The 12299-nt window shown below is 75.5% G+C and carries 8 protein-coding genes and 2 tRNA genes; 1 reads left to right on the top strand and 9 read right to left on the bottom strand.

Annotated features, from left to right (window positions below):
- Positions 1-14 precede the first annotated feature (14 nt).
- From ACI79P_RS06115 to ACI79P_RS06100, 4 genes are all read right to left on the bottom strand, one after another.
- Positions 15-1016: a tripartite tricarboxylate transporter substrate binding protein gene (locus ACI79P_RS06115; protein ID WP_456580136.1), complete on the bottom strand. Its 1002-nt coding sequence runs from the start codon at positions 1014-1016 to the stop codon at positions 15-17.
- A gap of 131 nt (positions 1017-1147) precedes the next feature.
- Positions 1148-2698 carry an acetolactate synthase large subunit gene (locus ACI79P_RS06110; RefSeq protein WP_456580135.1) on the bottom strand — a complete coding sequence of 517 codons (1551 nt, stop codon included), beginning with the start codon at positions 2696-2698 and terminating at the stop codon, positions 1148-1150.
- Between the two features lie 100 nt (positions 2699-2798).
- Complete coding sequence (locus ACI79P_RS06105) at positions 2799-3299, bottom strand: MarR family winged helix-turn-helix transcriptional regulator (protein WP_456580134.1); 501 nt, start codon at positions 3297-3299, stop codon at positions 2799-2801.
- 39 nt (positions 3300-3338) lie between these two features.
- Positions 3339-4352, bottom strand: a complete 1014-nt coding sequence (locus ACI79P_RS06100) for a hypothetical protein (RefSeq protein ID WP_456580133.1) — start codon at positions 4350-4352, stop codon at positions 3339-3341.
- Between the two features lie 305 nt (positions 4353-4657).
- On the opposite strand from ACI79P_RS06100, the gene ACI79P_RS06095 reads away from it, so the two are divergent.
- Positions 4658-5938, top strand: coding sequence for an alpha-hydroxy-acid oxidizing protein (locus ACI79P_RS06095; protein ID WP_456580132.1), 1281 nt, complete (start codon positions 4658-4660; stop codon positions 5936-5938).
- Positions 5939-6111: 173 nt separating this feature from the next.
- On the opposite strand, the gene ACI79P_RS06090 is transcribed toward ACI79P_RS06095, so the two are convergent.
- From ACI79P_RS06090 to ACI79P_RS06070, 5 genes are all read right to left on the bottom strand, one after another.
- Positions 6112-8688 (bottom strand): transglycosylase domain-containing protein, encoded by a 2577-nt coding sequence (locus ACI79P_RS06090; RefSeq protein WP_456580131.1) that lies wholly within the window; start codon positions 8686-8688, stop codon positions 6112-6114.
- A gap of 369 nt (positions 8689-9057) precedes the next feature.
- Positions 9058-10362 carry a heparin lyase I family protein gene (locus ACI79P_RS06085; protein WP_456580130.1) on the bottom strand — a complete coding sequence of 435 codons (1305 nt, stop codon included), beginning with the start codon at positions 10360-10362 and terminating at the stop codon, positions 9058-9060.
- 426 nt (positions 10363-10788) lie between these two features.
- Positions 10789-10861: transfer RNA gene (locus ACI79P_RS06080), tRNA-Arg, on the bottom strand.
- A gap of 20 nt (positions 10862-10881) precedes the next feature.
- A tRNA-Ser gene (locus ACI79P_RS06075) sits at positions 10882-10970 on the bottom strand.
- Between the two features lie 125 nt (positions 10971-11095).
- Positions 11096-12295 (bottom strand): MFS transporter, encoded by a 1200-nt coding sequence (locus tag ACI79P_RS06070; protein WP_456580129.1) that lies wholly within the window; start codon positions 12293-12295, stop codon positions 11096-11098.
- Between the last annotated feature and the right edge of the window lie 4 nt (positions 12296-12299).

The following is a 12299-nucleotide window of genomic DNA, read 5'->3' as shown; positions in this document are numbered from 1 at the left end:
GTACGGGGATCGGATCAGCCGAGGATCGGTTCGTAGACCTCCTGGGTGCGGTCGAGGACCGCGGCGAGCTCCTCGGCGCCGGCGAACTCCTCGAGGACGTACTCCTCGCCGAGCGTCTGCTGGACCTCGGGCTTCTCCAGGCAGGTCTGCAGGGTGTCCTCCAGCGTCGAGACGACGTCGTCGGGCAGCCCGGCCGGGCCGGCGAGGCCGAAGGTCGACCCGGACAGGGTCAGGCCGTCGTAGCCGAGCTCGGTGAACGTCGGGGTGTCGGGCAGCCAGGACAGCCGCTCCTCGGGCGAGGCCACGAGCGGGACGAACGCGCCGGACTCGATGTTCTGCACGACGTCGCTCGAGGCGTTGATGAGCACGGCGTCGACGTTCCCGCCGAGCAGGGCGGTGGTCATCTCGGCGTTGCCGTTGAAGGGCACCGCGGTCACCTGCACGCCGTGCTCCTCGGCCAGCCGCTGCAGCTCGATCGCCTGGGGCGTGGAGGCTCCGGGGGTGCCGACGGTGATGGTGCCCGGCTGGGCCTCGACGGCGGCGAAGAAGTCCTCCGCGGAGGCGTACGGCGAGTTCTCCCCCACGGCCAGGACCGACGGCACCTCGGTCATGACGCCGACCGGGGTGATGTCGTCCTTGGTGTAGCCCACCTCGTTGGCCAGCGGGGTCAGCACCATGGTGCCGGCGGTGACCAGCGACAGGGTGTACCCGTCGGGCTCGGCGGCGATGAGCTCGGTCGTCGCCAGGGCACCGGAGCCACCGGGCAGGTTCTCGACCACCACGGTCTGCCCGAGCTCCTCCTCGATGCAGGCGCCGACGGTGCGGGTGGTCAGGTCGGTCGGCCCACCCGCGCCGTAGGGCACGATCATGCGGATCGACTCGGTCGGGTAGGACGAGGCGGCGTCACCGCCACCGGTGCCGCTGTCGGCCGCCGTGCCACCTCCGCCGTCGTCCCCGCCGCACGCGGAGACCAGTCCGATCAAGGCCACGCCTGCGAGGCCTGCCGAGATGCGCATGCTTCCTCCCCCATCGGTCGTCGTCGACCGCTCGCCACCGCCGGATGCCTCCGGTCGGTGGTGTGGATCACCTGGATACAAGCACAGGGTCCGCGCACGCACGGCCCCGGGAGGCAACGATCCGGACTCGGTCAGCCCACGGAGAGCACGACGTCGATCACGTGCGGTCCGGGTTCGGTGACCGCGCGCCGGAACTGCTCGACGAACTCGTCCGCGGTCGTCGCCCGGCTGCCGGGAACGCCCATCCCGGCGGCGAGCGCGACGAAGTCGAGGTCCGGCCGGTTCAGCTCCAGCAGGTCCCTGGACCGCGGCCCGGAGGCCTCCGCCCCCACGTTGCGGAGCTCGCCCTCGAGGATGCGGTAGGAGCGGTTGCTGAAGACGACCGTGGTGACGTCGAGCTGCTCGCGCGCCTGGGTCCACAGCGCCGAGATCGTGTACATGGCGCTGCCGTCGCCCTCCAGGTTGACCACCCGCCGCCCCGGGCAGGCGACCGCCGCGCCGGTGGCGACCGGCAGCCCCTGGCCGATCGCACCGCCGGTGAGGGTCAGCCAGTCATGGCGTGGCGCGCCCGCGGTCGGGACGGGCATCTGCCGGGTGGAGGTGACCCCCTCGTCCACGACGACCGCCCCCTCGGGCAGCAGGGCGCCCAGTGCCGCGCCGACGGCGTCCGGGGTCAGCGCGCCGGTCGGCAGGTCGGGCCGCCGGAGGGGCTGCAGGTCGGGCTCGACGTCCGGGCCCACGAGGTCGGCGAGCCGGGCGAGCGCCCCGACGACGTCGTCCCCGCCGTCGCCGAGCACGTGGACCTCGCAGCCCTCGGGGACCAGGCTGCTGGGCCGGTCGGGGTAGGCGAAGAACTCCACCGGCGGCCGTGCGCCGACGCAGACGAGGTGGCGGACGCCGGCCAGCCGGGCGGCGACCTGCTGGCCCGCCCGGGGCAGGCGCTCGACGGCCGGCAGGCCGGCCCCGCGCTCCAGCCGCGCCGGGAAGGTCTCGCAGAACAGCCGCGCCCCGGCCGCCTGCGCGACGCGGCTCGCCGCGAGCAGCCCGGGCTCCCTCGTCGCCGCGCCGCCCACGAGGAGCGCGCAGGGCTCGCCGGAGGTCAGCAGCGCGGCGACCTGCGCGACCGCGTCGTCGGCCACGGTCGCCGGCCGGCCGGCCGGCCGGGGAGCCGCCGTCGCCGCTCCCTCGGACCAGGAGACGTCGGCGGGCAGGATCAGCGTGGCGATGCCGGTGGGCGCGGTGCAGGCCGCGGCGATCGCCTCGGCCGCGTCCCCCGCCACGTCGGCGGAGCTCCCCGAGCGGCGCACCCAGCGGGACACCGTGCCGGCGAGCGCGTCGATGTCGCTGTCCAGCGGGGAGTCGTACTGCTTGTGGTACCCGGCGTGGTCACCGACGACGGTCACCATCGGGGTCGCGGCGCGGCGGGCGTTGTGCAGGTTGGCCAGCCCGTTGGCCAGCCCCGGGCCGAGGTGCAGCAGGACGCCGGCCGGCCGGCCGGTCATCCGGCCGTAGCCGTCGGCGGCCCCGGTCGCCACCCCCTCGAACAGGCAGAGCACGCCGCGCATATCGGGGACGGCGTCGAGCGCCGCGACGAAGTGCATCTCGGAAGTGCCCGGGTTGCCGAAGCAGACGTCGACGCCGCCGTCGACGAGCGTCCGGATGAGGGCCTGCGCGCCGTTCACGCGGCACCCCCCGCTCGCTCGGAGCCTGCGTGGCGGGGATCACCCTGGGCACCCATGGAGGGCACCGTACGCAGCACCCCCCGCACGCCGGCGGGTGGGTTCAGCGACGGGTGCGGGTGGCGGCCGAGACCCGGGCGAGGGCGTCGGTGACGACGTCGGCGTCGGTGCCCAGCAGCGTCAGCAGGTGGGCGACGAGCTCGTCGTGCGTGGTGCAGGCCGCCGTCACCCGCGCCCGGCCGGCGGGGGTCAGCCGGGCGTGCAGCAGGCGCCGGTCGCCGTCGACCCGCTCCCGCACGACCAGCCCCTGGGCGACCAGGCGGTTGATCGTGCTGGTGACCCCCGGCCGGGAGAGGCCGACGGCTTCGGCCACCTCTCCCATCGAGGCCCGCTCCCCCGGTGACTCGGCGATGCGCCGCAGCGCCTCGAAGCCGGTGAGGGAGAGGTCGTGGTGGCGGTGGAGCGCGGAGTCGACCCGCCGGGTGATGTGGTCGTGCACCTGCACGATGCGCAACCAGGTCTCGGCGGGGCGGGGGGCGGCTCCGGGAAGAGCGGCGGCGTCCCGGGGGACCCCGCGCGCGAGCGCGTCCTCGGACAGTGGCACGCGATCAGGGTCCCCTGAACGGGCGACGGCGAAACCGACTCAGGCGGCGGAGGCGGATCCGACGGCGCGTCGGCCGGCGTGCTGCTGGCCGGCGACCGAGACGAGCCCGCCGGCGGTCGTGACGAGCGCCAGCGCGGCGATCGCCAGCGAGGCCAGCGAGACGACACCACGGGCGGGCGGCTCCTCCTCGACGGAGGCCGCCACCTGCAGCGCGACACCGGCGCTGACCGCGGAGTCGGCCCCGACCAGGTCGAGCGTGGCGGCGCCCGCGGCGACCCCCTCGGGGATGCGGACGTCGACGCGGAAGGCCCCGCTGGGGTCCGCCGTCACGGTGGCCAGCACGGTCCCGCTGCCGTGGAGCAGCACGTCCACCCGCTCGCCGGGGATGAAGCCGGCGCCGCGCAGGACCACCGTGCCACCCGGCTGCACGGGGGATCCCCCGCCCCGGGAGCCGGCCGGGACGAGCGCGCCCGCCTCCTCGGAGGTGCGGGGCTGCCCGCCGATCGTGGCCTCCGGGCTGGTCGGCGCCCCGGTGCCACCGGGGGTCGTCGGTGCGGGCGCCGTCGTGCCGGCGGAGGAGCCCGGGTCGGCGGGCTCCACCCCGGCGGTGGGCGGGGCCGGCGGTGGCGGCGGCGGGGACATGGCGGCCTCGCAGTCCTCGACCGTGGGCCGGGTCAGCGTGTAGTCCGCCAGCTCATCGACGAAGGTGTCGCCCGACCCGTCCTGGGCGGTGAACTCCAGCCGCGGGTCGATGGTCTCGCCCGGGGCGACGTCACCCGTCCGCAGCACCACGCTCCCGAGGGCCACGAGCACGGCCTCGTCCTCGCCCGAGGGCGTCCGCCCGGTGGCGAGCACGACGCTGTAGGGCACGGTGCCGGCGACGACCTCCACGACGATGCCGCCCGGTCGGCAGCTGGGGCCGTGGGTCACCCGCGCGTCGGGACGAGACGGGTCGTCGAGGGCCTGCGCCGGGGCCGCACCGGCCACGGCGAGGCCCAGCAGGACGACGAGGAGGCCGGTCACCACACCGGCGGGGAGGGCACCGTGGCCCATCCGCGCCGACGTCGTCCACGTCGGCCCGGCGATCCGCCCGCAACCGCTGTTCAGCCCTGCTCCCCTTCCGATGCCCTCGAGTTCCAGATGATGACGGAAGTGACGCTTCGTCGCTAGCCCGTTACGGGCGTGTCGCGCGTGTCGCGCGGTGTGTCGGCAGAAACCCGTCGATCACCCGACGAGGTGAACCTCCGGGACCCGTGATGTCATCCCGCGCTACCCCGCATCCGGCGATCGCACGCGCGTCCTGGCCGGCCACCCGCCCCTGCCGCAGCACCCGTGAGCAGGGTCACTACGGTGGCCGGGTGACCGAAGCGGGCGCCGGCCGACGGCGGCAGAACGAGGTGTACCGGGCCGGCGTGTACGGCCGCTCACCCCGGGTGCCGGTCGGCGTCCGGCGGCTGCAGGAGCGCGCCAAGCGGGCGCTCGACGCCCGGGCCTACGCCTACGTCGCGGGTGGAGCCGGCGACGAGGTGACCCAGCGCGCCAACCGCGCCGCCTTCGACCGCTGGGCGGTGGTCCCGCGGGTGCTGCGCGACGCCAGCGTGCGGGACACCTCCGTGGAGCTCTTCGGGCGCCGGCTGCCCGCCCCGCTGCTGCTGGGGCCGGTCGGGGCGCTGGAGCTGGTGCACCCGGAGGCCGACCTCGCCGTCGCCCGCGCCGCCGCGGCCACCGGCGTCCCGATGGTCTACTCGAACCAGGGCTCGCGCTCCATGGAGGAGTGCGCCGCGGCGATGGACGGCTCCCCGCGGTGGTTCCAGCTGTACTGGTCGACCTCCGACGAGCTCGTGGAGAGCCTCGTCCACCGCGCCGAGAAGGCCGGCTGCGAGGCGCTGGTGGTCACCCTCGACACCACGATGCTCGGCTGGCGCCCGCGGGACCTGGACCTCGGCCACCTGCCGTTCGCCCTCGGCAAGGGGATCGCGCAGTACACCTCCGACCCGGTGTTCCGCCGCCTCGTCGAGGAGCGGGCCGCCGCGGCCGGCCCGCGGGAGCCCCAGCCGCGGCCCACCCCGGCCGCCGTGCGTGCGCTGGTCACGATGGCCCGCGCCTGGCCGGGGCCGTTCCGCGAGAACCTGCGCTCACCGCTACCCCGCGCGGCCGTCGAGACGTTCCTGGCGATCTACTCGCGGCCCTCCATCAGCTGGGCCGACCTCGCGTGGCTGCGCGCCCGCACGGAGCTGCCCATCCTGCTCAAGGGCGTGCTGCACCCCGACGACGCGCGCCGCGCGCTGGACGAGGGCATGGACGGCGTCGTCGTCAGCACCCACGGCGGGCGGCAGGTCGACCGGTCGATAGCCGCGCTCGACGCGCTGCCCGACGTCGTCGCGGCCGTCGGCGACCGGGCGCCGGTGCTGCTCGACAGCGGCATCCGCAGCGGCGCCGACGTCTTCACCGCCGTCGCCCTGGGGGCCCGTGCGGTGCTGCTCGGCCGGCCCTTCGCCTGGGGCCTCGCGCTGGCGGGCGAGGCGGGCGTGCGTCAGGTCGTCGAGGACGTCGTCGGGGAGTTCGACCTGACGCTGGGCCTGACCGGGCACACCGCCGTCGACCAGCTCGGCCCGGGGGTCCTGCGCCGCGTCGGCTGACCGACCCCGGACGGATCGGTACCGCGGGTTGACGACGCCTGTGGCCTGGGTCACAGTAGGGACGGGCGGGGGCAGCCGGGAAACAGTGGCTACCCACTGCTGGGTAGACCGACCAACGCGGCCAGACCGCCAGGACCGGCCCCCCGCCCCTCACCCTCTCGCCCCACCCGCTCTCACTGCACCGCGTCCGGCGGCGTCGTCGGCTCGGCGGGCGGCTCTGCCGGTGGCCGCGGCGGCTCCGGCTCGCCCGGCGGCTGGGGCGGCTCGGGCTCCGATGGCGGCGGGGGCGGCCCCGCCGGCGGCGGAGGAGGCGGCGGTTCCGGCGGGGGCGGCGGTTCCGGCGCAGGCGGCGGCGGCTCCGGCGCGGGAGGCGGCGGAGGCGGGGGCTCCGGCGCGGGAGGCGGCGGAGGCGGGGGCTCCGGCGCGGGAGGCGGCGGAGGCGGGGGCTCGGGCGCGGGAGGCGGAGGCGGCGGCGGAGGCGGGGGAGGCGGCGGCGGCGGCGGCGGGTTCCAGCGGGCGCCGTTGCTGACCAGGACCGTCACGGCCTGGGTCCGGTCCAGGATCGCCCCGGGCCCGGGGTCGACGCCGACGACGACGCCGGGCGGGCGGGCGCTGTCGACGGGCACGACGCTCGCCGTCAGGTCCCGTGAGCCCAGCAGGCCGCGACATCTGTCGGCGGACCGGCCGACGCACCCCCCCGGCACCGTCTCCCGGGTGCCCTGCACGTAGAACGGGTCGGCCGGCGGGAACGGCACCGGTTCCCGCGCGCTGAGGATCGGCTGCATGGCGTCGTGCCAGATCTGCGCGGGGACACCCCCGCCGAAGCCGCCGACGTCCTCGTTCCGCACCGGGTTGTAGACCATCACGCTCGCCGCGACCTGCGGGGTGTAGCCGACGAAGGTGACGGAGAAGTTGTCCTGCGTGGTGCCGGTCTTGCCGGCGATCTGGTGGCCGGGGACGTAGGCCCGGCGGCCGGTCTGGCCGGGGAAGCCTGGCTCGACGTCCTTGCGGAGGGCCTGGTTGAGGGTGTGCGCCAGGCCGGGGGCCACCACCTCCGCCTCGCACCGCGGGCCGCCCAGCGGCTGCCCGTCCTCGCCGAGCAGCGGCTGGCCGTCGCGGTCGAGCACCCGGCTGATCGGCGTCGGGGCGCAGCGGGTGCCGCCGGCGGCCAGGGTCGCGTAGGCGTTCGCCAGGTGCAGCGGGCTGGTGGCCTCGGCGCCGAAGGTGAACGAGCCGCGGTTCTCGGCGATGACCTGGTCGGCGACCGGGTCGAGGGAGGCCAACCCCAGCCGCTGCGCCATGCGCACGGGCGCCTCGACGCTGCCCAACTGGTCCTCCAGCGCGAGGAAGTAGGTGTTGGAGGACATGTAGAGCGCCTGCTCCATGTCCAGCCGCTGCCGGTAGCGCCCGGCGTTCCGGACGTCGTAGGGCCCGTCGCCGTCGCGGTACACCGTCGACACGTACGGGTCCGGCGTGGTGATCACGTGGTCCAGCCCGAAGCCCTGCTCGAGCGCGGCGGCCGCGGTGAACACCTTGTAGGTCGACCCGGTGCCCTGACCGGCCACCACGTTGAGGTTGACCGTCGTCTTCGCCGGGTCACCCTCGGCGGCGCCGAACAGCCGGTTGACCGCCATGGCCAGCACCCGGCCGGTCCCCGGCTCCACCGCGGTGTAGATGCCGGCGCGCGAGTCCTCTCTCGCCAGGGCGTTCAGGACGGCGGCGTCGCCCGCCTGCTGCATCGCCGGGTCCAGGGTCGTCTCGACGGTGAGGCCGCCCGTCTCGATCCGCTCGCGCGAGATGCCGAGGACGCCGGTCAGGTAGTCCATGGCGTAGTCGCAGAAGAACGCGCCGAGCCGCACCTCGCGGCAGCCGCGCGGGTCCCCTGGTCCGGGTGTCAGGACGACGGGGCCGCTGCGGGCCTCGGCGACGGCGGCGGGATCCGCCAGGCCGAGCTCCTCCATCCGCGCGAGGACGACGTCGCGGCGCTCGGTGGACCGCTCGGGGGCGACGAAGGGGTCGTACTGGGCGGGGCTCTGCACCAGGCCGGCGAGCGTGGCCGCCTGCGCGAGGGTCAGCGCGTCCGGCGTCACCCCGAAGTAGGTCTCGGCCGCCGCGGCGATGCCGTAGGCGCCGGCACCGAAGTAGACCCGGTTGAGGTAGCGGGTGAGGATCTCGTCCTTCGTGTACTCCTGCTCCAGCGCCAGGGCGAGCTGGGCCTCCCGCAGCTTGCGGCCGATGCTCTCGTCGGTCGCGGCCTGCCGGGCTTCGGGGTCGGTCGCCGTCTGGACCCGGATCTGCTTGACCAGCTGCTGGGTCAGGGTCGAGCCGCCCTCGACCACCTCGCCGGCGCTGAGGTTCCGCAGCAGCGCACGGGCCAGGCCCTTCCCGTCGACGCCGTTGTGCGAGAAGAACCGGCTGTCCTCGATCGCCACCAGCGCGTCCTTCATCACCGGGGCGATCGCCTCGCTGGGGACGACCGTGCGGTTGCGCCGGTAGAACTCGGCGATGAGGGAGCCGTCGGCGGCCAGCACCCGGGTGTTGCTCGGCGGCGTGCGGTCGAGGAGCTCGTCCCCGACCGGCCGCATCAGATCGGCGCCCGCGCGGGTGGCCATGGTGGCGCCGCCCACCAACGGGAGGGCGAACCCGGCGAGCAGCGCCCCGGCCAGCACGACCGCCAGCGCGAGCTCCAGCAGTGCGTTCGACCGCCGGCGGCGCCGCACCGGCGCCTCCTCCACCCCGGGCAGGGGCAAGCCGTCTGTGACGGGACGGGGCGACACGGAACTCCTCGGCGCAGGGGGCAGCGGCGGCTCCCACGCGGAGCGGGACCACGTCCCTCGGTACCCCGCGATCGGCGCGGTGCCAGCTGGCGGACCGATCTGTCACACGATCGCAAAGAGCCGCCGCCCTGCGTTCCGGGCACTCCCGGGCGGGCACCACTCGCACGGCTGCGGCGGCCCGACGGCAGCCGGCCCAGCCAGCGCGGCAGGGACCAGTTGCGCTCCCCCGGCAGCCGCACCACCGCAGGCAGCAGCAGCGCCCGGCCGACGGTGGCGCCCGGCATGACGGCGACCGCTAGCCCCCAGCCCGCCGACCGGTGGCCGAGGCGGTGCGGGAGGCGATCAGCCGGCCGGCCGGTGGAGCTGGTTCAGCGATGCGACCGACTCCAGGGTGGGGCCGAACCCGATCGGCGCGTGCTGCAGGTAGTGCGACCGCGCGGTGCCGGCCGCCGAGTAGATGCCCTGCTTGATGTAGACCGACTGGTCGACGTACAGGTTGGCGACCTTCTCCGACAGCACCTTCTCCCCCTGGTGCCAGACCTCGATCAGCCCGGTCGTCGGGTCCGGGGACCACACGAAGCGGACCGTGAGGTCGTTCCAGGCACCCTTGTCGATCGGGCCCAGGTCGAAGGTCTCGACGTACTGCGCGTCACCGGCGACCCGGCCGCCGGCACCGCCACGGACGTCGACCATGAGGTGCTCGTCGACGTCGGACCAGAAGTGGACGTTCGGGTTGCCCGAGTTCACCGTCTGGTGCCACTGGGTGAAGATGAGGAACTGGCCGCGCTCGTCCCAGTCGTGGTCCGCCGGGAAGAACGTCGACCAGGCCCAGTACTGCTCGTCGCCGGGACGCACGTCGCCGGAGTCGGCGATCGAGTCGCGCACCTCGGACCGCAGGGTGCCGCTGGTGCCGTTCCAGCCGGTGTCACCGGGGTGGACCGTGAAGAAGGCCGTCCGGGAGCTGCCGGGGTACGGGTTCTCCGTGGTGAGGCCCTGGGTGTCGGACCGCAGGGAGTGGACCTCGTCCCACGGGTCCGGGAGGAGGCCCGTGGAGGTCTCGTAGCCCCAGACGCGGGTGGGCCGCGGGGTGGACTGCTCGGGCTCCGTCGCCGGCGGCGTCGGCGGCTCCGTGGGAGTCGGCTCCGTGGGAGTCGGCTCGGTGGGAGTCGTCGTCGGCTCGGTGGGGGTGGTCGGAGTCGTCGTCGGCTCCGCCGGCGGGGTCGTCGGCTCGGCGGGGAGCGTGGCCGGCGTCGACGGCTGGCCACCCGGGAAGACCTGCACCGGCTCGGTGCGAGCGCCCTGCGTCTTGGCGGAGTCGCGAGCCACGACGACGAACGAGTAGGCCGCGGTCGACAACGGCAGGCGCGGCGAGGTCCACGACGTGCCGGTCGTGGAGCCGACCAGGCGCCCGGCGTCGCTCCGGGTGACGTCGATGACGACGTAGTCGCGGGCTCCGGCCACGCCCGACCAGTCGAGCACCGCCCGCTGGGCGACGGCGTCACCGGTGAAGTCGGCCGGCGCGGGGAGCGCGGTGGCGGCCTGGGTCTGCGATGCCGTGGGGCGCGGTGCCGCGAGAGCGGCACCGGCGAACCCGGTGCCACCGATCACGGTCATGGCGGCCAGGACGGCCAGGGTGCGCTTGTTCACGACGTCGGTCCTCACATCCGGTCGAGCACGGCGAGTGCGGCCCCGCACCGGCTGGCGCGGCCATCTGGAGCGGGGGGCGCCGTGACGATCCCACGCGCAGAGTAGTTGAGCAACTACTCAGCGAGGCGCATCTCGGGTCAGGGGCGTGGCGTCGCGTCGCACGGCCGGGTGGTCGTCGCCGCGGGCGTCCGCGCCCGCGAGCGCGCGGTCGTGCGACCTCGTGGCGATCAGCGCGCCATGGCCTCGAGCTCGCCCCAGCGGACGAGGTCGCAGTCGGCGCCGCCCGGGACCAGGGCCGGCGGGCCGGCCGCCGCGCGCCGCGCCTCGGAGCCGCGGCCGCCCGCGGACGAGGCGGCGCGGCGTGACAGACGAAGCGGCCCCGCACTTCCGTCGAAGTGCGGGACCGCTCGGTGTCTCAACCAGACGTGCACCCGAAGGGATTCGAACCCCTAACCTTCTGATCCGTAGTCAGATGCTCTATCCGTTGAGCTACGGGTGCGTGTGTTCAGTTGTCGTGCGCGGAGGCTCCGGGATTTGAACCCGGGATGGGGATTAACCCAAACCGCATTAGCAGTGCGGCGCCATAGACCGGACTAGGCGAAGCCTCCCGGGGCTCGAGTCGCCTCGGAACCACCGAGGAAAGAGACTACCAGCGCCCCGCGGCCGGTTGTCCCGGGGGTCGGGCGGCGTCCCGTCCGCCGACCGACGAGTGCAGCCACTCGGGCCGGCGCGATCAGGCGGCGACCGGCTCCCGGCGGACGGCGGCGGCGCGCGGCCCACGCCCGGGCACGAGGGTGACGGCGACGGCCGCGGCCGCCCCCGCGCACGCCAGCACGAGCGCACCGGAGACCCCGGCGGAGGTCTCGATCAGCGCACCGCCGAGAGCCGCGCCCACGGCCGAGGCCCCGACGGTGATCGTGGACAGCCAGGTGAACGCCTCGGTGGTGGCGTGCACGGGGGCGAGCGAGCCGACCAGAGAGTTCTGCACGGTCAGGGTGGGCGCGATCGCCGTCCCCCCGAGGAAGAGCAGCACGCCGAGCGCCCACGGGCTCGACACCCAGGCCAGCGGGGCGAGGCCGATGGTCACGCCGAAGAGCAGCCAGCGGTACTGCCGGGGCAGGGAGGCGCTCATCACCCGCGCACCGAACCAGAGGCCGCCGGCGACCGAGCCGAGCGCCCACACGGCCAGCAGCACCCCGGACATCCCCGGCGTGCCGATGGAGTCGGCGAAGGCAGGGATGGCGACCTCCAGCGCGCCGAAGCCGAGCATCAGGCCCGACCCGCTGGCGAGCACGCGCGGCATGCCCGGAGCGAGCACGGTGGAGAAGAGGCTCGCCGACGGCGCCACCTCCGGCACCCACGAGCGAGCGGCCCCGGCGACACCGACGGCTCCCACGACGGCGAGCGCGCCGGCCACCCCGACCGCCCAGGACGGCGCGGCCAGCACCGCCAGCGTGGCGACGAGGGCGGGACCGACCACAAAGACCAGCTCGGTGGCGGTGGCGTCGAGGGCGTAGGCGGTGGACCGGCGCCGCGGGTCGGTGCGCGACCACAGGGCGCGGACGGTCCCCGACACCAGCGGCGTGGTGGCGCCGGCCAGGGCCGAGGCGGCGACGACGGCGAGGTCGGGCGCGCCGCCGAGGGTCACCGCCACCAGCAGCGCGAGCAGCAGCGGGTAGAGCGCCGCCTGGGTCAGCAGGATCCGGCGCGGCCCGCGCCGGTCGGCCAGCCGGCCGAGGACCGGCGCCATGATCGCCGAGGCGATACCGAGCGTGGCCGCCGCGAGGCCGGCGATCGCGTACGAGCCGGTCTGCTGCTGCACCATGAGCAGGAGCGCCAACGGCACCATGGCCGACGGCAGACGACCGGCGAAGCCGCCGAGGAGGAGCACCGGGGCGGAGGGAAGCCGCCAGACGGCGAGGTAGGCACGCACGCTT

It is taken from the genome of Blastococcus sp. SYSU DS0510 (assembly GCF_054050835.1).
This window is presented reverse-complemented; position numbering and strand designations above follow the sequence as displayed.

Bases quoted from the DNA above. Each gene is read 5' to 3' on its own strand.
- ACI79P_RS06100 (WP_456580133.1), bottom strand. From the start codon at position 4,352: ATGGGCCACGGTGCCCTCCCCGCCGGTGTGGTGACCGGCCTCCTCGTC.
- ACI79P_RS06115 (WP_456580136.1), bottom strand. From the start codon at position 1,016: ATGCGCATCTCGGCAGGCCTCGCAGGCGTGGCCTTGATCGGACTGGTC.